Genomic DNA, 21,855 nt, shown 5'->3' on the forward strand with positions numbered 1-21,855 from the left:
CCCCGGGAGCCTGCGCCGGTCATCGCACGCACCGCACGTACCCCCCGCACCGCACGTACCCCCGTGCACGACACGTACGACGCACGCACCCTGCGCACGCCGCGCGCACCCCCTGCGCCTCGCACGCCCCACACGCCCGGCGCGCACTGCACCCCACGACCGGCGTCTACTTGTCCGGGCGGACGACCCCGAGTATCTGCATCGAGCCCGCGCCCGCCAGCGTGACGTTGCGGCCGGGGCGCGGCGAGTGGATGATCGCGCCGTCGCCGATGTACATGCCCACGTGACTGGCGTCACTGTGGTAGATGATCAGGTCGCCGGGGCGCATGTCCTTGATCGCGATGTGCGGCAGCAGCCGCCACTGTTCCTGCGAGGTGCGGGGGATCGGCCGGCCCGCCGCCAGCCAGGCCTGGGACGTGAGGCCCGAGCAGTCGTACGACTTGGGGCCCTCGGCGCCCCAGACGTACGGCTTGCCGATCTGCTCGGTCGCGAAGGCCACCGCCTTCTTGCCGCGGGCGCTCGCCTCGCGGTTGATGTCCTTCAGGGCGCCGGAGCTGAGCCAGGCGGTCTGCTGCCTGTACTCCGCCTCCTGCTCCATCTTGAGGAGCCGGGCCCGCTCCTCCTTCTTCAACCGGGACTCCAGCTTCTTCGCCGCGGCGATCTGCGCGTTGATCTTCTTCTTGGCCTTGGCCTGCTTGACCCGGTTGGCTTCGAGCTTCTTCCAGTTGGTGCTCGCGTCCTCGGTGTACGTCTCCAGGTCCTGCTGGGTCCTGGTCAGTTCGCCGAGTACGCCCTGGGCGGCCTGCTGGCCCTCCCGGACCCGGTTCACCCCGTCCAGGAACAGCTGCGGGTCGTCGCTGAGCATCAACTGGGCGCCGGGCGGCAGCCCGCCCGTGCGGTACTGCTCGCGGGCCTGGGCGCCCGCCTGGCTCTTGAGCTCGGCGATCTTCGACTGGCCCACGACTATCGAGCGGGCCAGCTTCACGATCTCGCCGGACTGCTTCTCGGCCTTCTCCTCGGCGAGGTTGTACGCGTCGGTGGCCGCCCCTGCCTTGCGGTAGAGGTCGTCGATCTCCTTGCGCACCTCTTCGAGGCTCTTCTTCGGCGCCTTGGAGGCGGTGGCCTTCGCGTCGGCGGGGGATGGCGGTGCGGGCTCGGCGAAGGCCTGGACCGGCGTGATGAGCACGGTCAGCGCGCAGACCAGAGTGATCGCGGCCGAGGCACAGTGACGTCGGTTCACGAGATTCCCCCCGAATGAATCTGATTTACCGTCAGTAACTTTTCGCCGATGTCGAGATCGTGCCATGCCGTACCGAAAAGCAACAGGGGCGCACGGCCGTCGTCCTGACGTTCGCACACACGGATCGGCGGCCTCGCCTCCCCGGCTTCCCTCTCTCAGGACGAACGATGCCCCGCCCGCGTTCCCGTCCGCCTTCCCCGGGCAGGTCGCCCCGCGTCTGTTCAGCGCGAGTCGGGCTACGGGTTGGGCTGGAGGGCCGCCCATTTCACCGTGACTTCGCCCTGGCGCCACCGCCGTACCCCGTCGGCCAGCGGCCAGTCGCCCGACAGTGCCCGTACCGCCGTGATCCAGCGCTGCCGGGCGCCCAGTGAGGCGTACGGAGCCGCCGCGGCCCACGCCCGGTCGAAGTCCCGCAGGAACGCGTGGATCGGTTCGCCCGGAACATTGCGGTGGATCAGCGCCTTGGGCAGGCGTTCCGCGAGGTCGGAGGGGCGGTCCAGGGAGGCGAGCCGGGTCGCGAAGGTGACCGTGCGCGGACCCTCGGGCCCGAGCGCCACCCAGACGTGCCGGCGCCCGATCTCGTCGCAGGTGCCCTCCACCAGGAGCCCGCCCGGCGCGAGGCGGGCGCACAGCCGCCGCCAGACCGCCGCGACCTCGCCCTCGTCGTACTGGCGCAGCACGTTCGCCGCCCGGATCAGGTCGGGGCGCCCGGGGAGCGGGATCTCGAACCCGCCGTGCCGAAAGGTCAGGCCCTCGCACTCGTACGGCTTCGCCGCCGCGACCCGCTCCGGGTCGATCTCGATGCCGACCACGGCCGTGCGGGGCTCGGCCGTGCGCAGCCGGCGCAGCAGTTCGACGGCGGTCCAGGGCGCGGCGCCGTACCCGAGGTCGACGGCTACGGGACGGTCGGCGCGGCGCAGGGCCGGGCCGTGGGTGGCGGCGATCCAGCGGTCCATGCGGCGCAGCCGGTTCGGGTTGGTGGTCCCGCGGGTCGCGGTGCCGATGGGGCGCATGACAGTGAGCGTAACGATCTCGCGGCGGGGCCCGGCGTGCGCCCGGGGTCCCGGAATGCGCCGCCCGCACCGTAATGATTTGGTAAAGCGGAAATGAAAGGGGAAATTCCGCTGTTGCAGCCGTTCGCAGGGGCTCAGGTCCCTCAGCCGTCATGCCCTGAGTGAGGAGGACCGGACGACGTGAGTCAGTACGTCTCCCGGCTCGGCAGCAGCCGGGTCGCACCGCGCCTCAGATTCCCCGCCGCGTTCCCCGGCGGCCACCGCAAACCCCGACGCATCGCGATGCTCTCCGTGCACACCTCCCCGCTGCACCAGCCGGGCACCGGGGACGCGGGCGGCATGAACGTCTACATCGTGGAGCTGGCCAGGCGGCTCGCCGCGATCAACATCGAGGTCGAGATCTTCACCCGGTCCACCGCCGGCGGGCTGCCCCCGGCGGTCGAACTGGCCCCCGGCGTCCTGGTCCGGCACGTCGACGCGGGGCCGTACGAGGGACTGGCCAAGGAGGAGCTGCCCGCCCAGCTCTGCGCCTTCACACACGGCGTGATGCAGGCGTGGGCCGGCCAGCGCCCCGGCTACTACGACCTCGTCCACTCCCACTACTGGCTCTCCGGCCACGTCGGCTGGCTCGCCGCCCAGCGCTGGGGCGTCCCGCTCGTCCACGCCATGCACACCATGGCGAAGGTCAAGAACGCGGCCCTCGCGGAGGGCGACACCCCCGAGCCGGCGGCCCGCGTCATCGGCGAGACCCAGATCGTCAGCGCGGCGGACCGGCTGATCGCCAACACCACCGGGGAGGCGGACGAGCTGATCCGCTTCTACGAGGCCGATCCCGGGTCCGTCGCCGTCGTCCACCCCGGGGTCAACCTGGACCGCTTCAGCCCCGCCGACGGGCGGGCCGCGGCGCGGGCGCGCCTCGGGCTGCCGAAGGACGCCCTGATCCCGCTCTTCGCGGGCCGCATCCAGCCGCTGAAGGCCCCGGACGTGCTGCTGCGGGCGGTCGCCGTCCTGCTGGACCGCGACCCCACGCTGCGCTCCCGGATGGTCGTACCGGTCGTCGGAGGTCCCAGCGGCAGCGGGCTCGCCAAGCCGGAGGGGCTGCAGAAGCTGGCGGCGCGGCTGGGCATCGCCGACGTCGTACGGTTCCAGCCGCCGGTCGGGCAGGAGCAGCTCGCCGACTGGTTCCGGGCCGCCTCGGTGCTGGTCATGCCCTCGCACAGCGAGTCCTTCGGTCTGGTCGCCATAGAGGCGCAGGCGGCGGGCACCCCCGTCGTCGCGGCGGCCGTGGGCGGCCTGCCGGTGGCGGTGCGGGACGGGGTCAGCGGCTTCCTGATACCCGGGCACGACCCGCAGGCGTACGCACAGGCGCTGGCCCGGTTCGCCGACGCGCCGGAGCTGGTCGCCCGGATGGGTGCGGCGGCCGCCGCACACGCCCAGGGCTTCGGCTGGGACACCGCGGCGGCGGCGACGGCCGACGTGTACACGGCCGCGATGCACGAACACCGCCGTCGCGTACGCTCGCACCATGGCTGACGTACCCGATGGCGTACCCGATGACGTACCCGGTGGAGCGGCACCGGCCGAAGCCGCCGCGGCACGGGCCGCGCGGGTCATCGAGGCGACCCTGAAGGACGCCGGGCTCGAATGGGAGAGCCCCGGGCCGGGCGATTACGTCGTCAAGCTGCCCGGTACGCGCAAGCTGTCCACCACCTGCTCGCTGCGGGTCGGCAGGCACTCGCTCTCCCTCAACGCCTTCGTCGTCCGGCATCCGGACGAGAACGACGCAGCGGTCCACCGCTGGCTGCTGGAGCGCAACCTCCGCCTCTTCGGTGTGAGTTACGCGATCGACCCGCTCGGCGACATCTATCTCGTCGGCAAGCTGCCGCTCTCCGTGGTCACCCCGCAGGAGCTGGACCGGCTGCTCGGCACGGTCCTCGAAGCGGCCGACGGCTCCTTCAACACCCTGCTGGAGCTGGGCTTCGCGAGCGCGATCCGCAAGGAGTACGAGTGGCGGGTGTCGCGCGGCGAGTCCACGCGGAACCTGGACGCGTTCACGCATCTGACCCAGCGCCCGGCCGACCGGACCGACTGACGGCTCGACAGGTCCGGCCGGTCCGCCGTCGCCCCCCGGTCCGGCCAACCTGCCCATCACCTCCCGGTTGGACCAACTAGCCGTCACCTTCCGGGAGTTCCGGCCCGAGATTCCCCGGTGCACGCCTCTTTCGGCGTCCCCCGGGGCCGTGGCATGCTCGCCGCCGACGCAGATATGAACGTCGTTCACATGGATGAAAGGCGGCTCGGATTCATGGCGATCGGATTCACCGAGAACGACCAGGGGAACATCAGCAGGCGCGGGCTGCTGGCAGGCGCCGTGGCCCTCGCCGCGGCGGCGGTCGGCGCCACCGCCGCCGGCAGCGGCCCGGCGTCCGCCACCGCCCGGCGGGCCGCGGCCGGTGCCCCGCGAGCGGCCACCCCGCTCTGGCGGGAGTTCGCCGCCGCCCCGTTCACCCACCCGCAGATCCCGTTCATCGGCCGGGCCGGTCACCGCGGCGGCTCCCGCCCGCCCCGCCGCCCCGGCCGCGGCTTCGTCGTCGACGTCCGGCGCCACGGTGCGATGCCGGACGGCTCCGCCGACGCCGCCCCCGCGATCAACCGTGCCATCGCCGTAGCAGGCGAGCGCGGCGGCGGCACGGTGCTCATACCCGCGGGCACGTACCGGATCGACGACATCATCCGGATCGGCCACAGCGACGTGGTGGTGCGCGGCGCGGGCAGCGGGCGCACCAAGCTGTACGCGACCAGGAACCTCACCGAACTGGTCGGGGCGTACGGCAGCCGGTACGGCGGCGACAAATCCAGCTGGTCCTGGGCCGGCGGCCTCATCTGGGTCTGCCCGCAGGGCCGTTGGACCTCGCTCACCGAGGCGATCCGGGCGAAGTCCTGGCCCTTCGAGGGCTGGACCGGCAACCGGCGCGACGAGTGGCGCACCCTGACCACCATCGCCCCCGCCCGCCGGGGCGACCGCTCGATCACCGTCGACGACCCGACGGGGCTGCGGCGCGGCCGGCTCGTACTGCTCCGGCTCGCCGACGACGCCGGCCACACACTCCTGGAGCACATGGCGGGCGGCGGCCCCGGCCCCGAGGCGTACCACTGGGACGACAAGACCAAGCTGACCTCCTACGTCCCCTACGAATGGCCGGTCCGCGTCATCTCCGTACACGGCCGCCGGGTCACGCTGGAGCGCCCGCTCCCGCTCGACGCGCGGCCCGAGTGGGATCCTCGGCTGACCACGCTCGTCACCCCGCTCACCGGCTCCGGCGTCGAGGGCCTCACGCTCGAAGTGGTCGAGACCCCGCAGTCGCCGCATCTGCTCGACAAGGGGTACAACGGGGTCGCGTTCCAGTGCGCCTACGACTGCTGGGCCGACGACATCACCGTCCGCCACGTCGACAACGGCTTCGGCCTGATCGCCGCCTCGGCCTGCACCCTGCGCCGCACCCGGGTCGAGGGCCGCGGCTCGCACCATCCGTACTACTGCCGCGAGGGTTCGCACGACAACCTGATCGAGGACTTCACCGTCGCGCGGCGCACCGTACCGGCGCCCGCCGGAACCCAGTTGCACGGCATCAACGTCGAGGGGCTGTCCAGCGGGAACGTCTGGTCGCGCGGGCTGATGGAGATGGGGACGTTCGACTCGCACCGGGGCATGCCGTTCGCCAACGTCCGCACCGACATCACGGTCGAGAACAACGGGCGGCACGGCGGCGACGCGAGCGCGGGGCCGCTCTTTGGAGCCCGCTTCACGCACTGGAACATCCGGGTCACCAACGGCCGGGCGGGCCTGATGCGGATCGACGGGCTCGCCCCGTACAGCGCGACGGTCGGCATCAGCGAGGTGACGGAGTTCGACCAGATCGACGTCCCCGACTTCACCGGCGACCTGCACACCAGGCTGGAGGCCTACGGCACGCCGGGGGCGGTGTGGCCGCCCAATCTGTACGAGGCCCAGCGGGCCCTGGCAGGCTGAGGGCGAGGGGCGGCGGGCGCTGCGCTCAGGCCCCGGTGCGCAGCGCCGACTCCACGTCCGCCAGGGCCGATTCGAGCTGCGGGGTGACATGCGTCCACGCCCACTCCCGGTCCTCCCGGGACGCGCGGCGCGGGACGGTCTCCACCAGCATGATCAGGTAGAGGTAGCAGCGGTAGAGCGCGAGCCGCAGCCGGACCGACGCGTCGAACGCCACCGGCCGCCCGCTGCCGTCCGCGTACCCGGCGAGGAAGTCCTCGTCCTGCGCCATGTTCCCGAACAGGGCGAGCGATACGAAGTCGGCGACCGGGTCGCCCCAGAACATCCGCTCGCCGTCGACGATCCCGCCGATGGTCCGCGCACCGGGCCCGCCGTCGACGAGGAGGTTGCCCTGCCACAGGTCGAAGTGGACCAGGGCGGAGCGCGTCACGTCGTCGAGCACCGGCGACGCGGCGGCGAGCAGGGCGCGGATGCCTGCCGTCGGGCGCGGCAGCCGGGCCCGGTAGGTGTCCGCGTCGGCGAGGACGGCGTCGGTCATCGCGGTGAACGCCTGCCGCCAGGACGGGGCCAACGGGCCCACCGCCAGGGAGGGATAGCCGAAACCGGCCGGGGTGGTGACGGTGTGCAGCCGGGCGACGATCCGCCCCAGGTCGCTGCGGAGCCGGCGCCCCTCCGCGGCCGACAGCGAGCCGGCGGCGAGCTCGTTCCACGGCTGCCCCGGACAGGCCGACATGATCACGTACGGTCCGGTCGGCGCGGCCGGGTCGAGTTCGCTGTGCAGGACGCGGGGGACCGGTGCCGCGCCGTCCGCGCAGGTGTAGAACGTGGCCTCGTTGACCAGTAGATCGCGCTCGTATCCCATCAGCGTTCCGGGGGTCGCGGGCGGCGGGATCTTCACCACCCGCTCGCTGCCGTCCGTGAGCGTCACCCGGGAGACCGTGTTGAACGTGCCTCCGGTGAGCGGTGCGCGGACGGCGATCCGGTCCTCCGTCAGGCCGACGGAGTCGAGAACGGCCGTGGTTGTCGCGTCAGTCTGCATGCGGGATCGCACCTCGGTGTCGGATGTGCTGGATTCCGGTCCCGTCAGTGTGGAGTAACGCAGCACCGGACGGCACATTCGGCGCATTCACAGGATGATCACAGCGTCGTCACGATCGCATCCCATGCCCGACTTGATTGATCATCAAACCATTTTCCGCTCATACAGTGAGCAAAACCGAACACCCTGCTCATAGAGACGGACCGGATCCATGCGTTCCACCGCCGTACGCCGTACCGCTGTTGCCGCCACCGCGGTGTCCCTGGCCCTGTTCGCCGCCGCATGCGGCGGTTCGGACTCCGGTTCCTCCGACAAAGGGAACAAGGGAGCGGACGCCAAGGGCAAGGAGTCCGCTGCCGCCGCGCCCGCGGCCGAGGCGCTGAGCGCCGCCGAGCTGGAGAAGGCCGCGCTGGCCCAGGGTGACGTCAAGGGGCACAAGATCTCCAAGGCCGCGGCCAAGGACACGGTCGCCGTCGCCGACATCAAGACCGGGAAGACGGTCTGCGCCCCGTTCGCCCATGCGCTGATGGGCGCTCAGGTCGGCGAGCCGGGCGCGTTCACCAAGCGCACGGTCGTCAGTGAGCCGAAGAAGGGCGACCTGGCGAAGCAGGACAGCGGGGACGCCGAGGAGGCGTTCAAGGCCGCGTTCGACATCACGACGACGCAGCTGGCCCTCGGTTCGTACGACGGCAAGGGCGCGCAGGAGTCGGTCGCCTCGCTGCGCACCGCGGCCACCGAGTGCGCCGGCGGCTTCGAGTTCACCGCGGCCGGTGAGAAGCAGAAGGTCAGCAAGATCACCGAGGAGCAGGTCAAGGGCGGCGAGGAGGCGGCCGCCTGGACCGTTCAGGTGGAGCAGGGCGGGGAGAAGGTCGAGTTCAAGCTCGTGGCCATGCGCCAGGGCGCCTCGTTCGCCTCGTTCTCCTCGATGAACCTGGCCGCGATGGGTGGCGGCGGGGACTTCGAGCTGCCGACCGCGGTGATCGAGGCGCAGGCCGCGAAGCTGGCCTAAGGGCTGTCCCGCCAGGAATTGCGGGACAGCCCTCAGGGACGGATGCGGGGCGCGCGAGTACCGGGCGCCCCGCACGTGAGTATTCGTACTCATGATCGGTGTTTTGCGCTCCGGGCAGGCTGGTGGCATCAGTCAGCAGCGAGGAGCGACCATGTACAGGATCAGTCGAATCAGCCGGACGGCGTCCGCGAGGCGCGGGCGTCGCGCGAGCCGTTCCGCAGCGGGGCTCGCCCTGGCAGCCGCCACCACGGCGGTACTGGCCACGGGCTGTTCGATGCAGGACGCGACCTGCGGCGGTGGCGAGTACCCGGTCATGACGATCGGGGGCACCGGATCGGCCTGCGTGTCCGACGACGAGGACCCGCCGAAGGGGTACGTCCGGTACCCGAAGGGCAAGGTCCCCGAGCACGTGGACGACAAGTGGGACAAGTACTGGCGCACCCACAGCGTGGACAAGGACGGCCGGATCATCGAAGTCCCGGCCGGTTCCTAGGAGTCGGGCCGCCGACGGCTTCAGGGCGGCGGGACGAGCTCTCGGTCGGCACCGGCTCAGGGCAGCGGGACGAGCCTCACCACGGTGACGATCAGGACGGACCCGGAGACGTAATAGAGCACGATCGCCCCGGCCACGGTCGCCTCGCGGCGGTCGCGCTCGCTCTTGACGGCCGACGAGCCGTGCCCGTACGGGTCGAGGCCCAGGGTCCGCGCCATCTCGGCGCGGAAGGTCTCGCCGTCGCGCATCTTGGCCAGGGAGTCGTCGGCGGGCGGTGCGTAGGAGATGCGGAAGCTCAAGCGACGCTCCGCCTCTCGGCCTCGTCCTGCGCCAGCCGGTCCAGGATCTGTTCGGCCTCCGGATCGGGTACAGCCTCCAGCATCCAGTGCCGCATCACGGCCTGGATCTCGTGCACCCCCGCCTCGTTGATGGCGCGGTCGAACTCCTCGCGTCTCTCCTCCGGCAGCGTGGCCCGGATGGCCGGAATGCTGTTGGGCACGTCGACCTCGGCACCGCCGACGAAGGTCTTCAGGGGCTCGCCCATGATTGCTCTCCCCGCTCTCCTTGCGTCCTCCGCACGGCCCGTCCGATCGGTTCCGCCGTCGCGCGGGCCGGTGCTCGGGACACGGTAGCGCCAGTGCCGGCGATGGACACGGAACCCCACGCGATACGTTCGCCCGGTGACAGCGACATCATGGGACATATTGCTGATAGGTGGAGCCTCGGGCGTCGGCAAGAGCCGGGCAGCGGCCCAACTCGCCGGTGAACCGGGCGGGTCGAGGGGATTCGTGGTCGAGTTCGACGACGTGGTCAGCGCCGTCGAGGCCATGACGACACCCGAACACCATCCCGCGCTCCACCACTTCGGGACCGTCCCCGACACGGCGCCGCTCTCCGCCGACCGGGTGCTGGACCTCCAGATCGCCACCGCCAGGGCCCTTGAACCCGCGGTGCTGGGCGTGGTCCGCAACCGCCTGACCGTCGACGTACCCGCCGTGATCGAGGGCGACTACCTCACCCCGTCCGCCGCGGCGGAGGCGATCCACGAGGGCCGGACGGCCGGTCGCCGGGTGCGGGCGGTCTTCCTGCACGAACAGGACCCGGAACAGATCCTCGCCAACTACACGGCCAGGGAACCCGACAGCGGCGAACAGCGCCACCGCGCCGAGGTCAGCGCCGCGTACTCGCACTGGCTCGCCGGCCAGGCGGCCCGGCACGGCCTGCCGGTGGTCGAATGCCGCCCCTGGACCGGCCTCGCGGGGCGCGTGGAACGGGCGTTGGGGCAGCACGTGGACGGCGCGTTGTCACACCCCCGCCCTACGCTCGGCCCATGAGCGTCTCCATCTACTACAGCGCCCGCCGGACCACGCCGCTGACCGCCGCCGAGTCGGCCACCGTCGAACGCATCGTCTCCGCCCGGGCGGAGACGTTCCCGTACGACGACGAGGAGGGCCTGTACCTGTACGACCCGGGCGACGACGGGGACGACCAGATCCTCACCGGCTCCACGAAACTGCCGGGCGGCGACCCCGGCCGGTGGCTCCCGGTGACGTCCCATGTGCTGGACTCCGTCACCGAGTTGCGCCGCGCCGTCGGGGGAGCGCAGTGGCACGTCCACCTGGACGACACCGACGTCCCATGGGACGAGACCGAGGGCTACGCCCTGCCGGGCATGCGGGACGAGGCACTCGCCGCCGAGCTGGGCGGCCTCTGCGACGGCTCTGGTGGGCAGAGCGGGTGAGGCCGGGGCGCGACGCCGGGGCTCATCAGGGCGGGCCGAGCACCTCGTCGGGACTGCGGGGTTCTGTCCGGGGCTGTTGGTTGAGTCTGTGGCGCTCGATGGAGGATCTCCGGTAGACCTCCTTGCGGGCCCGCATGATGTTGCCCAGGGGCGCGTGTTCGGCGGTGACCCGCCAGGGCGTGAAGGACAGCGCGTCCATCTTCTCCAGGTTCTCCGGGCCGGAGATGTCCTGCCGCGGCAGCCGCAGTGTCGCCACCGTGGTCGACGGTGAGAGCTGCTCGGGCCACTCCACGGTGGTGTCCTCCACCGGCATGCGCTCCAGGTCGGTGCAGAGCTGGACCTGGATGTCGAAGACGTAGGGCCGCTCCCGCAGTTCGGCCTGCAGGGCCGGCCGGAAGACCTCCTGAGCGGTCGGATCGATGTCTCGCCGGACCACCGCGGCGGCGGAGGACGGGTCGGGGGTGATACGGACCTTGGCGATGTAGTCCCCGTGCCGGACCGCCCCCATCGTCCAGTAGCTCGACAGCAGCAGGTTCGCCGGAGGAGTCTTCGACAGGCGCAGGAAGGCCAGGAACTCGTCCCACGCCCAGTCGTCCTGGTCGAGGGTCCCCTTTCCAGTCACGAAATCGGTGAAGAAACGATGTGCGCCGGGTCGGCCCCGGGCGAAATAGGCCGGCGCGTTCAGGAACAGTTCCTGGATGAACAGGTAGTGCTCGACCGTGTTGCAGAAGAAGACCGGTCCGTTGATGTTGGCGTAGTCGAAGGTGCCCGTGTCCGGTTCGTCCTCCAGCAGGGTCGGGCCGGGGATGCCGAAGATCTTCAGAGCCAGCCCGGTGGCAGCCCCCAGCCGCGCGTCGGCTCCGGTGTGCGGCGAGCCGTTGGAGAAGCGGATCAGCGCGTCGTGGGTTCCCGGAGTCGCGTAGATCCCCTGGGCGTACTCGGGGGGCAGCCCGTCCAGGATCTCCACTTCTCCCCGGACCAGCCCGTAGCCCTTGGCATGGGCGTCGCGCAGTGCCCGTCCGGTGCCACCGGCCTCGACCGACTCGGCGATGTAGCTCTCGGTCTTCTCGATCACCGTCTGCACGTTCCGGTCGAAGTGCGGATCGTCGTCTTCGACACCGGGCGTGTAGCGGACGAACTGTGCTGCCATGGCTTCGACCTCTCCTCGGAGACCGTGACGGGTCCTCGGCGCGCAGGAAGCGCCCTCAGTCCTCCAGTTCGGCCAGCCAGCGCAAGGCACGCAGCCCCGGCAGGAAGCAGTACTCGCCGCCACGGGTGGCCACGAAGCTGGGCAGGTTCCGCAGGCGGCGCCTGACCGGCTTCTCGGGGATGGTGACGGTGCCGGTTCCGCCGTGATGCCCGGCTACCGGATCCTTCTCGCCGGGGTAGCCGATGAAGTTGCCGTCGTTGACCCACTCGGCCTTGATGAACTCGAACTGCCGTTCAAGGTGGGCCCCGATGAAGGCGCCGACCAGGCCCCGGTCGGCGCCGTCGTCCTCCAGTACGCCCTCGGGCAGCGGCGGCCCGTAGGTGGTGCCGCGACGGATGAGGCGGTGCATCCGTGCGTCGCCGATGATGGTGGAATCGCGGGGGTTGGTGCGCCGGATGTGCGCACCGGCGGGACACCGGTAGCCGCGATCGTCGTTCTCCCGGTACAGGAAGTTGTTGACGCGGTGCGGATCTGCCGCCAGCTCCGGATCGTCGTGCTCCGGTGCCAGCGTCAGCGGCGCCCCGCTGGGCCAGCGTCCGACCATCTTCGCCGCCAGGAGCGCCTCTTCCTCGGCGCCGGAGCTGTTGGCGCGCAGGTACCGCCGCCAGGCCGCCACATCGGTGTGGACCTTGCGAACAGCCACGTACGTCCCGTTGCGCCCCAGCACATCTGGGCTGGGCATGGGCGGCAGATTGCCGGTCTCGTCGGGGTAGCCGAGGATGAACTCGCCGGCCTTGATGGGCGTCTCCTGCGGGTTGGAGCCGGGCAGTCCGACGCCCTCGATGTTCGGATGGCTGATGCCGTCACGGAAGCCGAAGGTGGTGCGTCCGGTCGGGAGCTGACGTACCTCCTGCTGCCAGATCACCTGGACACCGGGCGCGTTCTCGTAGGCGGCCCGGGCCCGCTCCAGCTCCCCGGCCAGCCGGGCCGTGTCCGAGGAGAGGGCACTCAACGCGATGTGGACATCGCCCGTTCCGAAGGGGGTCTCCCAGTGGGCCGGCGCACTCTCGCCCACGTCACCGATCAGCTCCGCCCGGGCGGCCATGCCCTCGCGGAACGCCCGCGGAAAGCTGTCCAGCGATTCCTGGGGCACCCCCAGGGCCCGCAGCCCCTGGTAGGTGAACGCCACGGCCACCCAGGCGTCCTGGCTGCGGTCGGTGCCGGGCAGGCCACCCGAGGTCACCGGGAGCAGCCGCCGCAGCAGGGCGCGCCCGGCGTGACGGTCGTCGACCCGCAGGAAGATGAACTCTCCCTCGTAGGGCACCGGCCGTGGACGCAGTGCTCCGCTCTGGACATCGTCGATCTCGACGCGCACGTCGGCCGGGCCGCCGCTTCCTGTCGCATTCATGATTTCTTGTGCCTCCACATCGGTCTCCGCCCGGAAAGCCCGGCAGCGACCGGTCCGCGTCCGCCGACGCGGTCCACGGATGTGGGGTCGGCTCCGAGAGTCGGTCGTGTCCTGGTTCTAGGCCGAGGCTTCCGCCAGCAGCTTCTGGAAGGCCGGGGCGGCCACCAACTCGGCGTTCGCCGGGTTGTCCAGCGCTGCCCGGAACTCGTCGGTGTCCAGCACGTCCTGGAACGCGTCGTCCACGCGGTGGTCCTTGTAGATCTGCTGAACGGTCAGATCGGGGTAGGCGCTGACGAAGACCCCTGCGGGTTCCTGGTGGGCGAGGAACCAGTCCTTGACCCCTGGATCTTTGATGCCGGGGAACCCTTCGCTGTGCGAGAAGACCTTGTCGAAGCGGGCCCCGACCACCGTCTGGGCGAAGTCGTCGATATAGGTGTCCCAGGAGCCGTCGAAGACGCTGGCGAACATGAACCGGGTGTCGTTGTCGAAGATCACGTGCCGTGCGTCATGCAGCGTGCCGATCTGTCGCAGCGCCGCGTGGACATTCTCGTCATTCGCCGCGTCGCCGAGCCAGGTGAGATCCTCACGCAGCGCGTCGGCCTCGCCCGGCTTGATCCTGGTGAAGACGGTGAACTCGCTGCAGACCCCGTCCGACCTGCCCGGCCGCTCGGGGTGAGCCGTCCGGGCTGCACCTGTTGCCGCAGTCATTGTGAGATTCTCCTGCCACGGATCGATGCGAGGCTCACCAAGCGCCCGAGTCATGGGGCACCATCGCCCTCACACATCAATCCTCACCAGGGACGCGCCACCTCGCATTTCGGGACGCCGGGGCGGACGCGGCACGGAACGCGACCGGCTCCCGAGGACAGATCGGGCCAGGCGCAGGAGGATGGAACCGGGACATGCCGGGTGCGTACGCGTCACCACTCCTAGCAGCCCCTTTCGCCACCCTGACTCCCGTACGGAGGCAACCATGGGCGAAGTTCTCGGTGACGTACTGGGTTTCTCGGCCGCCGTCGCGGTCAGCCCGCTCCCGATCATCGCCGTCATCCTCATCCTCGCCACACCCCGGGGACGTCTCAACGGAGTCCTGTTCACCGTCGGCTGGATCCTGGGACTCTCGGCGCTGGGCGCGGTGATGCTGGCGATCGCTTCCCCCGCAGGTGCCTCCGCCCACAATCACCCGGCCACCTGGGTGGGCGCCCTCAAGCTCGCGCTGGGCCTGTTCCTCGTCCTCTTCGGCGCCCGGCAATGGCACCGGCGCCCCAAGGACCCCTCGCAGGCCCGGCTGCCGAAATGGATGAGCGCGATCGACCGCCTCACGCCGGTCAAGGTCTTCGGACTCGGAGTGGCCCTGGCCGCGCTCAACGCCAAGAACGCCCCACTGACCATCGCCGCCGGCGCCGCGATCGGCTCGGCCGGACTGCCGGTCGGGCAGCAGATCGCATCGCTGGCGATCTTCGTCGTGATCGCCACCCTCGGCCTGCTGGCCCCGCTCGGAGTTTTCCTCCTGGGCGGACAGCGTGCCAAGACCACGCTCGGCAACTGGAAGGACTGGGCAGCTCAGCACAATGTCGCCGTGATGGCCGTCCTGTTCTTCGTCCTCGGGCTGAAACTGCTCGGGGACGGCATCGCCATCCTCGTCTCCTGACAGAGGCTCGTGACAGAGACTTCTGACGGAGGTTCCTGAAAAAGTCCCCCGACAGACCTGCCGCCGTCACCGATACGGCCCCAGGGCAGCGACAAGCCCCCTGCTCGCGGGCAATCCGCAGGCAGGGCGCTCGACCGGTCGGGGCTACTTCTTGCCCTGGTTCTTCACGGCCTCGATGGCGGCCTTCGCCGCGTCCGGGTCGAGGTACGTGCCGCCCGGCTTCACGGGGCGGAAGTCGGCGTCCAGCTCGTAGACGAGCGGGATGCCGGTCGGGATGTTCAGGCCCGCGATGTCGGCGTCGGAGATGCCGTCGAGGTGCTTGACCAGGGCCCGGAGGCTGTTGCCGTGGGCGGCGACCAGGACGGTGCGGCCGTCGAGCAGGTCCGGCACGATGTCGTCGTACCAGTACGGCAGCATGCGGTCGACGACGTCCTTGAGGCACTCCGTGCGCGGGCGCAGCTCCGGCGGGATCGACGCGTAGCGCGGGTCGTCGCTCTGCGAGAACTCGGTGCCGTCCTCAAGGGCGGGCGGCGGGGTGTCGTAGGAGCGGCGCCAGAGCATGAACTGCTCCTCGCCGAACTCGGCGAGCGTCTGCGCCTTGTCCTTGCCCTGCAGGGCGCCGTAGTGGCGCTCGTTCAGCCGCCAGGAACGGTGGACCGGGATCCAGTGGCGGTCCGCGGACTCCAGCGCGAGCTGCGCGGTGCGGATGGCGCGCTTCTGGAGGGAGGTGTGCAGGACATCGGGGAGCAGACCGGCGTCCTTGAGCAGCTCACCGCCGCGGACTGCCTCCTTCTCGCCCTTCTCCGTGAGGTTGACGTCCACCCAGCCGGTGAACAGGTTCTTCGCGTTCCATTCGCTCTCGCCGTGGCGGAGGAGGATCAGCTTGTACGGTGCGTCGGCCATGGGTCCGAGCGTAATCGAACCCGTACGAGCTCCGCGCTACCGGTCACAGGGCGGACAGCGGGCGGGCCCGGCGGCGACGGGACGGGCCCGGCGGTGGCCGGGAGCGGCGACGATTGACGGCAGGCGTCAATTGAGTGGCGGACCGGAATCCAGGATTCGTAACGTTCGGACAGCAGTCGGGCCTCTTACCGGCGCTGTCCGTTCCGTACTTCCCTGGGGGGATTCCGTATGTCTGTCGCCGGTCTCAGACGGGCCGCACGCGAATCCGTGTCCGGGCTCCCCAGGCAGTTCTGGTGGCTGTGGACCAGCACGCTGGTCAACCGCCTCGGAGCGTTCGTCGCCACCTTCATGGCGCTCTACCTGACCCTGGACCGCGGCTACTCGGCCTCGTACGCCGGTCTGGTCGTCGCGCTGCACGGGCTCGGCGGGGTCGTCTCCTCGCTGGGGGCGGGGGTGATGACCGACCGGCTCGGGCGGCGGCCCACCATGCTCATCGCGCAGACGTCGACGGCCGTGTCCGTGGCGGTGCTCGGGTTCATGGTCCACCCGGTGGCGATCGCCACGGTCGCCTTCTTCGTGGGCATGGCCAGCAACGCGTCGCGGCCCGCCGTGCAGGCGATGATGGCCGACATCGTCCGGCCCGAGGACCGGGTGCGGGCCTTCTCGCTCAACTACTGGGCCATCAACCTCGGCTTCGCCGTCTCCTCGGCCGGTGCCGGCTTCGTCGCCGAGTACAGCTATCTCGCCGGATTCCTCGGCGAGGCCGCGATGACGCTGTTCTGCGCCGTCGTCGTCTTCATGAAGGTGCCCGAGTCGCGGCCCGACAAGCCGGTGGTGTCCGGCCGCGCGGTGGACGACGGGGCGGACGAGGTCCGGCTCTCCACGGTGCTGCGCGACGGCCGGTTCATGAGCGTCGTCGGGCTGTCCTTCGTCATCGCCCTGATCTTCCAGCAGGGGTACGTGGGGCTCCCGGTGGCCATGGGGGCGGACGGGTTCTCCAGCTCCGACTTCGGTACCGCCGTCGCCGTCAACGGGGTGCTGATCGTGGTGCTCCAGATTCCCGTCACCCGTTTCATCCAGCACCGCGATCCGCGCCGGCTGCTCATCGTGTCGTCGCTGCTGGCGGGGTACGGTTTCGGGCTGACCGCGTTCGCCGGGTCGGTCGCCGTCTACGCGCTGACCATCTGCGTCTGGACGGTCGCCGAGATCGTCAACGCGCCGATCCAGAGCAGCCTGGTGGTCAGGCTGTCGCCCGCCCGGGGCCGGGGCCGCTACCAGGGCATGTACACGATGTCGTGGTCGGCGGCCGCGCTGATCGCGCCGCTGATGTCGGGCCTGGTGATCGACCGGTTCGGGGCCCAGTGGCTGTGGAGCGCGTGCGCCGTCCTGGGGACCGGGGCCGCGCTGGGCTACTGGCTGCTGATGCGGAACCTGCCGGGGGAGGACGTGGCGGTACCCGAGGGCGGCAGCCGGGTGGCGGAGAGCGGTGCCGCGGTCGCCTCCGGTGCCGCGGTTGCTTCCGGGGCCGGGGCCGGGGCCGGTGCCGACGCCGATACCGCCGACGGCACCGGGCCCGCCGTCGAACGGGCGGGCTGAGGGCGCGGGCCGCACACGGGGGCGCCCCGCCCGGAGCCGGAAGGTTCCGCGCGGGGCGCTTTCGGCATTCCGCGGCAGCCGGTCAGCCGCAGCAGCCACCGCACTGGCACGGGGCCCCGGACTGGCAGCCGCAGCCGCAGCCCGAGCCGCAGCCGCAGGCGCCGAGCAGGGTCAGGTGCACCACCTCGGCGGGTGCCTCCTGCTGTGGGTCGGTCGTGGGGGAATCGGCCATGGTTCCTCCTCAAGGCATACGACAGGGCCGCACGCCGCGAGAACGCGCGTACGACCGGGGCGTACGGACAAGGCGTGCCGCCCCACCCCATTTCATGCCCACCCCGGCGGGCGCATCAACAGCGCACATACGCAGAAACACTTGTGCGACGCGATGCGCCCGCGCACACCTGAACTCACGCCCGTGCGCACGCCCGTACGCACGCCGGCACGCGCCTCCGCCAGGCGTCTCCGCACGCGCCCTGGTCACGCGTCTCCGCCTACGCGCCCTCCACCGTCGTCTGCTGCTGGATCTCGTCGGCGTGCTCGCCCGTCACCAGGTACACGACCCGCTTGGCCACCGACACCGCGTGGTCCGCGAAGCGCTCGTAGTAGCGGCCGAGCAGCGTCACATCGACGGCCGTCTCGATGCCGTGCTTCCAGCGGTCGTCCATCAGGTGCTGGAACAGCGTGCGGTGCAGCAGGTCCATCTCGTCGTCGTCCTGCTCCAGCTGGAGCGCCAGATCGACGTCCTTGGTGATGATCACCTCGGCGGCCTTGGCCATCAGGCGCTGTGCCAGCTGCCCCATCTCCAGGATGGTGGCGTGCAGGTCGTGCGGGACCGCCGACTGCGGGAACCGCAGCCGGGTCAGCTTGGCGACGTGCTGGGCGAGGTCGCCCGAGCGCTCCAGGTCGGCGCTCATCCGCAGGGAGGTGACCACGATGCGCAGATCCGTCGCCACGGGCTGCTGACGCGCGAGCAGGGCGATGGCCCGCGCTTCCAGGTCGTGCTGAAGGTCGTCGACCTTCTGGTCCGCGGCGATCACGCTCTCCGCGAGCTTGAGATCGGCATCGAGCATGGACGTCGTCGCCCGGCCGATCGCCGACCCGACGAGCCGGGCCATCTCGACCAGCCCTTCTCCGATCGAGTCGAGTTCCTCGTGGTACGCGTCACGCATGGAAGTCCCTCTCCAGTCCTCTGTGTAAGGCCGGGGCCAGGTTCGAACCCCACGCTGCCACCCTGAGTGGCGTACGCGACAGGTTCCGGCCGCCCAAGTGAACCAACCCTTGCTCCTCGGTGAACTCTGGGCGACGAGTGTTCGGATACGCACCCGGATGGCTGGGAGAGTCGTCCGGTACCCGCATAACCTTGACGTATGGACGTGAACGCGGCAGTCGCCGCAGCTGCGGCGATCGGCGGTGCGTGTACCGGCGTGATCGCCATGCTTGCGTTCCGCTGGAGCGAGCGCGACCAGAAGAAGCCGACGCGAACCTCCATGCGGCCCGACAGCAACGCACCCCTGCCGCCCGGGGTGGACACGGTCCTGTCCGTGCTCAGCTCCTCGGCGGTGGTGCTCGACGAGAGCGACAGCGTCGTCAAGGCCAGCTCCGCCGCCTATGCGCTGGGACTGGTCAGGGGCGGCCGGCTCGCCGTCGAGGCGATGCTGAACATGGCCAGGGACACCCGCCGCGACGGTGAGATACGACAGGTGGAACTGGACCTTCCGCGGCGCGGCACGGGCCGTGGCGAGGCCCTCGCGGTCTCCGCCCGGGTCGCCCCGCTCGGCTCCCGGCTGGTGCTCCTGCTGGTCGAGGACCTCACCGAGGCCCGCCGGATAGAGGCGGTACGGCGCGACTTCGTCGCCAACGTCAGCCATGAGCTCAAGACCCCGGTCGGCGCTCTCTCGCTGCTCTCCGAGGCAGTGATGGACGCCTCGGACGACCCCGAGGCGGTGGAACGCTTCGCGGGCCGGATGCAGATAGAGGCGACCCGGCTGACCAACCTCGTACAGGAGATCATCGACCTCTCGCGGGTGCAGAACGACGACCCGCTGGAGGACGCCGAGCCGGTCCGGGTGGACGAGCTGGTGGCCGAGGCCATCGACCGCTGCCGCCAGCAGGCCGGCTCGAAGCAGATCACCATGGCGGCGGGCGGCACCGCGGAGCTCCGTATCTGGGGCAACCGCGGCCAGCTCGCCGCGGCGCTCGGCAATCTCGTCGAGAACGCCGTCAACTACAGTCCCGCCCGCACTCGAGTGGGCATCGCCGCCAGGCGGCTGTCCGTGCCGGGCGGGGACCAGATCGAGATAGCCGTGACCGACCAGGGCATCGGCATCTCGGAGAGGGACCGCGAGCGGGTCTTCGAACGCTTCTACCGCGTCGACCCGGCCCGCTCACGGGCCACCGGTGGCACCGGCCTCGGCCTCGCCATCGTGAAACACGTGGCCGCCTCGCACGGCGGGGAGGTCACGGTCTGGAGCTCGGAGGGCCAGGGCTCCACCTTCACCCTGCGGCTGCCCGAAGCGGGCGCCGTACGGGAACGGGACCGCAGCTCGGACGGACCGCCCGTCGTCAACGGCGACGAGGGCGGCCCCCATGGACCCGCTCACCCCGACACCCTTGAACCATTCCCTGCCCCGGAGGTCCTTCCGTGACCCGAGTGCTCGTCGTCGAGGATGAGGAATCCTTCAGCGACGCCCTGTCCTACATGCTCCGCAAGGAAGGCTTCGAGGTCGCCATCGCGGCCACGGGCCCGGACGGGCTTGACGAGTTCGAGCGCAACGGCGCCGACCTCGTACTGCTCGACCTGATGCTGCCGGGCCTGCCCGGCACGGAGGTCTGCCGTCAGCTGCGCAGCCGGTCCAATGTCCCCGTGATCATGGTCACGGCGAAGGACAGCGAGATCGACAAGGTCGTCGGCCTGGAAATAGGAGCCGACGACTACGTGACCAAGCCGTTCTCCTCGCGGGAACTGGTCGCCCGGATCCGCGCCGTGCTGCGCCGCCGCGGCGAGCCGGAGGAGGTCACCCCGGCCGCCCTGGAGGCGGGCCCGGTGCGGATGGACGTGGACCGCCACGTCGTCACCGTCGCCGGCGGCAAGGTCGACCTCCCGCTCAAGGAGTTCGACCTGCTGGAGATGCTGCTGCGCAACGCGGGCCGGGTCCTGACCCGCATGCAGCTGATCGACCGGGTGTGGGGCGCGGACTACGTGGGTGACACCAAGACCCTCGACGTCCACGTCAAGCGCCTGCGCGCCAAGATCGAGCCCGACCCGGGTGCGCCGCGCTTCCTGGTGACGGTGCGTGGCCTGGGCTACAAGTTCGAGCCGTAGACCGGCAGGTGTGCGAAACGGCGGAGGGCGCCCCCGGAAGGGGGCGCCCTCCGCCGTTCGGCGTGGGTCCGCGCGGCGCTCTGTCCGCCCGCGGGCCGCTGTTCGCGTGCGGGGTCAGCGGGCCTGCGTGGAGGCGGACGCGGAGTCGGTCGGGGTGACCGTGTCGCTCTCCGACTCCTCGGGGGCACCGCCCTGCGACCCGGTGGTGTTGGCGGTGGCGGAACCGGTCGGCTTCGTCGCCGGCGACTTCTCCGGCGTCTCGGGCAGCGCGCTCGGGCCGAAGCCCGTGAAGTAGCTCGTCGCCGGTACGACGGCCGCGCCGAGCGGGATCTCGCCGGCCGCGCTGAACTTGAAGACGACCCGCTGCACATTGCCCGCCTTGGCGGCCTCGCCACCGCCCTCGATCACGGCGGAGGCGTTGCCGGGGCCGCCCAGCAGCATCGAGCCGCCGGCCGGGACGACGACCGATCCTGCGCCCTTGGCGGCGTGCAGCTGCACCGAGGTGCTCGAACCGGGCAGCGTGACGGCTTCCAGGGTCTGCGGCTTCGTGCCGTTGTTGAACAGCGTCGCGACGACGACCGCCGGGCCCGTCGCGGTGGGCTCGGGCTGGGTGACGATGTTCGCGTTCTGGATTCTGATGTCACCGACGGAGGTGGCAGCATTGTCCGGCCTGACCTTGAGCGTCGCGGCGTCATTGCCCGCGGCGCACGCGGCGAGCGAGGCGATCGAGAACACGATGGCTGTGGCGGCGAGAGCGCCGTGTCGAAGGCTGCGGCTCACGGCGGCGGCAACTCCTTGAACGTTCGGACTGCGGACGGGTGGGGAGCGACGTAAAGCCGCCCTAAGGGTGTGTCAGCGGCTTCAGGCTACCGAGCCGCCCGCCCGGCTCCGCACCCGACCCGCCCCTGAGAGTGATCCCGGTCCTCCCGGCCGCTCCCGGGACTTCCCGCGGTCATGCCCTTCGGAGGCTCCCGCCCGGCAATGGTTTGCGGCCCGGCCGGCCGCCGAAACGGCCCGACACATGCCGTTCACATATCGCCGGTGATCAATTCATGGAGTGGGGCGCATTCCGCGCGCATAAGCGATCACGCCGACCCGTTGATCAATTCCATTGATCAACGGCACTTACCTCCGTACGGGTGATCGATCTCCGAACGGAGTACGGAAACTTCAGCATCCGGAACCAGGCAAAACGGGACGTTCGACCCCTTCGGAGGGCGGTCCGGATGTGTGAGACGTGTGTGTTTCGCCCTGCCCGCACAA

The 21,855-nt window shown here is 70.7% G+C and carries 23 protein-coding genes; 11 read left to right on the top strand and 12 right to left on the bottom strand.

Features of this window, described 5'->3' with window-relative positions; translation table 11 throughout:
* Nucleotides 1–166: 166 nt before the first annotated feature.
* Together ACGF8B_RS18255 and ACGF8B_RS18260 are read right to left on the bottom strand one after the other, a co-directional pair.
* On the bottom strand, nucleotides 167–1,240 hold the full coding sequence (locus tag ACGF8B_RS18255) for an NlpC/P60 family protein (RefSeq protein WP_392739498.1): 1,074 nt from the start codon (nucleotides 1,238–1,240) through the stop codon (nucleotides 167–169).
* A 236-nt stretch (nucleotides 1,241–1,476) separates the two neighbouring features.
* Entirely contained in the window at nucleotides 1,477–2,253 is a 777-nt protein-coding gene (locus tag ACGF8B_RS18260; RefSeq protein WP_392739500.1) for a class I SAM-dependent methyltransferase, read from the bottom strand.
* Between the two features lie 180 nt (nucleotides 2,254–2,433).
* Here ACGF8B_RS18260 and mshA point away from each other — a divergent pair, with 180 nt between their 5' ends.
* The 3 genes from mshA (at nucleotide 2,434) to ACGF8B_RS18275 (ending at nucleotide 6,283) form a co-directional block, all read left to right on the top strand.
* Nucleotides 2,434–3,786, top strand: a complete 1,353-nt coding sequence (mshA, locus tag ACGF8B_RS18265) for a D-inositol-3-phosphate glycosyltransferase (protein WP_392739502.1) — start codon at nucleotides 2,434–2,436, stop codon at nucleotides 3,784–3,786.
* Nucleotides 3,779–4,345 (top strand): YbjN domain-containing protein, encoded by a 567-nt coding sequence (locus ACGF8B_RS18270; protein ID WP_392739504.1) that lies wholly within the window; start codon nucleotides 3,779–3,781, stop codon nucleotides 4,343–4,345. The genes mshA and ACGF8B_RS18270 overlap by 8 nt, the downstream gene beginning before the upstream one ends.
* Before the next feature lie 189 nt (nucleotides 4,346–4,534).
* Nucleotides 4,535–6,283, top strand: coding sequence for a glycosyl hydrolase family 28-related protein (locus tag ACGF8B_RS18275; protein ID WP_392739506.1), 1,749 nt, complete (start codon nucleotides 4,535–4,537; stop codon nucleotides 6,281–6,283).
* Nucleotides 6,284–6,308: 25 nt separating this feature from the next.
* Here the strand turns inward: ACGF8B_RS18275 and ACGF8B_RS18280 are convergent, their stop codons facing one another.
* Nucleotides 6,309–7,319: a phosphotransferase family protein gene (locus ACGF8B_RS18280; protein WP_392739508.1), complete on the bottom strand. Its 1,011-nt coding sequence runs from the start codon at nucleotides 7,317–7,319 to the stop codon at nucleotides 6,309–6,311.
* Nucleotides 7,320–7,530: 211 nt separating this feature from the next.
* Here ACGF8B_RS18280 and ACGF8B_RS18285 point away from each other — a divergent pair, with 211 nt between their 5' ends.
* Together ACGF8B_RS18285 and ACGF8B_RS18290 are read left to right on the top strand one after the other, a co-directional pair.
* Nucleotides 7,531–8,328 (top strand): hypothetical protein, encoded by a 798-nt coding sequence (locus ACGF8B_RS18285; RefSeq protein WP_392739510.1) that lies wholly within the window; start codon nucleotides 7,531–7,533, stop codon nucleotides 8,326–8,328.
* Between the two features lie 151 nt (nucleotides 8,329–8,479).
* A complete protein-coding gene (locus ACGF8B_RS18290; protein WP_392739512.1) occupies nucleotides 8,480–8,821 on the top strand; it encodes an SCO0607 family lipoprotein in 342 nt (113 codons plus the stop codon).
* A gap of 56 nt (nucleotides 8,822–8,877) precedes the next feature.
* On the opposite strand, the gene ACGF8B_RS18295 is transcribed toward ACGF8B_RS18290, so the two are convergent.
* Nucleotides 8,878–9,120: a hypothetical protein gene (locus ACGF8B_RS18295; RefSeq protein WP_093540259.1), complete on the bottom strand. Its 243-nt coding sequence runs from the start codon at nucleotides 9,118–9,120 to the stop codon at nucleotides 8,878–8,880.
* Nucleotides 9,117–9,365, bottom strand: a complete 249-nt coding sequence (locus tag ACGF8B_RS18300; RefSeq protein WP_189545668.1) for a hypothetical protein — start codon at nucleotides 9,363–9,365, stop codon at nucleotides 9,117–9,119. The genes ACGF8B_RS18295 and ACGF8B_RS18300 overlap by 4 nt, the downstream gene beginning before the upstream one ends.
* A gap of 136 nt (nucleotides 9,366–9,501) precedes the next feature.
* Between ACGF8B_RS18300 and ACGF8B_RS18305 the strand changes: the two genes are divergently transcribed.
* Together ACGF8B_RS18305 and ACGF8B_RS18310 are read left to right on the top strand one after the other, a co-directional pair.
* The gene (locus tag ACGF8B_RS18305; RefSeq protein ID WP_392739514.1) at nucleotides 9,502–10,155 is read left to right on the top strand and encodes an AAA family ATPase; all 654 of its coding nucleotides are present in this window, start codon (nucleotides 9,502–9,504) and stop codon (nucleotides 10,153–10,155) included.
* Nucleotides 10,152–10,562 (top strand): hypothetical protein, encoded by a 411-nt coding sequence (locus tag ACGF8B_RS18310; protein WP_392739516.1) that lies wholly within the window; start codon nucleotides 10,152–10,154, stop codon nucleotides 10,560–10,562. Before ACGF8B_RS18305 ends, ACGF8B_RS18310 begins: the two co-directional genes overlap by 4 nt.
* Before the next feature lie 25 nt (nucleotides 10,563–10,587).
* Here the strand turns inward: ACGF8B_RS18310 and ACGF8B_RS18315 are convergent, their stop codons facing one another.
* The 3 genes from ACGF8B_RS18315 to ACGF8B_RS18325 form a co-directional block, all read right to left on the bottom strand.
* Complete coding sequence (locus ACGF8B_RS18315; RefSeq protein ID WP_392739518.1) at nucleotides 10,588–11,712, bottom strand: catalase family protein; 1,125 nt, start codon at nucleotides 11,710–11,712, stop codon at nucleotides 10,588–10,590.
* 55 nt (nucleotides 11,713–11,767) lie between these two features.
* On the bottom strand, nucleotides 11,768–13,120 hold the full coding sequence (locus ACGF8B_RS18320; RefSeq protein ID WP_392739519.1) for a Dyp-type peroxidase: 1,353 nt from the start codon (nucleotides 13,118–13,120) through the stop codon (nucleotides 11,768–11,770).
* Nucleotides 13,121–13,237: 117 nt separating this feature from the next.
* Nucleotides 13,238–13,828, bottom strand: a complete 591-nt coding sequence (locus ACGF8B_RS18325) for a hypothetical protein (protein WP_392739521.1) — start codon at nucleotides 13,826–13,828, stop codon at nucleotides 13,238–13,240.
* A 265-nt stretch (nucleotides 13,829–14,093) separates the two neighbouring features.
* Here ACGF8B_RS18325 and ACGF8B_RS18330 point away from each other — a divergent pair, with 265 nt between their 5' ends.
* Complete coding sequence (locus ACGF8B_RS18330) at nucleotides 14,094–14,771, top strand: GAP family protein (RefSeq protein WP_392739523.1); 678 nt, start codon at nucleotides 14,094–14,096, stop codon at nucleotides 14,769–14,771.
* A 144-nt stretch (nucleotides 14,772–14,915) separates the two neighbouring features.
* Here the strand turns inward: ACGF8B_RS18330 and ACGF8B_RS18335 are convergent, their stop codons facing one another.
* Nucleotides 14,916–15,674, bottom strand: coding sequence for a phosphoglyceromutase (locus ACGF8B_RS18335; protein ID WP_259931485.1), 759 nt, complete (start codon nucleotides 15,672–15,674; stop codon nucleotides 14,916–14,918).
* A gap of 228 nt (nucleotides 15,675–15,902) precedes the next feature.
* On the opposite strand from ACGF8B_RS18335, the gene ACGF8B_RS18340 reads away from it, so the two are divergent.
* On the top strand, nucleotides 15,903–17,270 hold the full coding sequence (locus tag ACGF8B_RS18340) for an MDR family MFS transporter (RefSeq protein WP_392739525.1): 1,368 nt from the start codon (nucleotides 15,903–15,905) through the stop codon (nucleotides 17,268–17,270).
* An 82-nt stretch (nucleotides 17,271–17,352) separates the two neighbouring features.
* Here the strand turns inward: ACGF8B_RS18340 and ACGF8B_RS18345 are convergent, their stop codons facing one another.
* Both ACGF8B_RS18345 and phoU read right to left on the bottom strand, forming a co-directional pair.
* Nucleotides 17,353–17,502, bottom strand: a complete 150-nt coding sequence (locus ACGF8B_RS18345; RefSeq protein WP_177328251.1) for a hypothetical protein — start codon at nucleotides 17,500–17,502, stop codon at nucleotides 17,353–17,355.
* Nucleotides 17,503–17,761: 259 nt separating this feature from the next.
* Nucleotides 17,762–18,439 carry a phosphate signaling complex protein PhoU gene (gene phoU / locus ACGF8B_RS18350; RefSeq protein ID WP_266416142.1) on the bottom strand — a complete coding sequence of 226 codons (678 nt, stop codon included), beginning with the start codon at nucleotides 18,437–18,439 and terminating at the stop codon, nucleotides 17,762–17,764.
* Nucleotides 18,440–18,637: 198 nt separating this feature from the next.
* On the opposite strand from phoU, the gene ACGF8B_RS18355 reads away from it, so the two are divergent.
* Nucleotides 18,638–19,915 carry a sensor histidine kinase gene (locus tag ACGF8B_RS18355; protein ID WP_392739528.1) on the top strand — a complete coding sequence of 426 codons (1,278 nt, stop codon included), beginning with the start codon at nucleotides 18,638–18,640 and terminating at the stop codon, nucleotides 19,913–19,915.
* Nucleotides 19,912–20,592, top strand: a complete 681-nt coding sequence (locus ACGF8B_RS18360) for a response regulator transcription factor (RefSeq protein ID WP_072487966.1) — start codon at nucleotides 19,912–19,914, stop codon at nucleotides 20,590–20,592. Before ACGF8B_RS18355 ends, ACGF8B_RS18360 begins: the two co-directional genes overlap by 4 nt.
* A 114-nt stretch (nucleotides 20,593–20,706) precedes the next feature.
* On the opposite strand, the gene ACGF8B_RS18365 is transcribed toward ACGF8B_RS18360, so the two are convergent.
* The gene (locus ACGF8B_RS18365) at nucleotides 20,707–21,372 is read right to left on the bottom strand and encodes a DUF461 domain-containing protein (protein WP_392739530.1); all 666 of its coding nucleotides are present in this window, start codon (nucleotides 21,370–21,372) and stop codon (nucleotides 20,707–20,709) included.
* Between the last annotated feature and the right edge of the window lie 483 nt (nucleotides 21,373–21,855).

It is taken from the genome of Streptomyces sp. NPDC047917, from assembly GCF_043204345.1.
Lineage (GTDB): Bacteria > Actinomycetota > Actinomycetes > Streptomycetales > Streptomycetaceae > Streptomyces > Streptomyces sanglieri.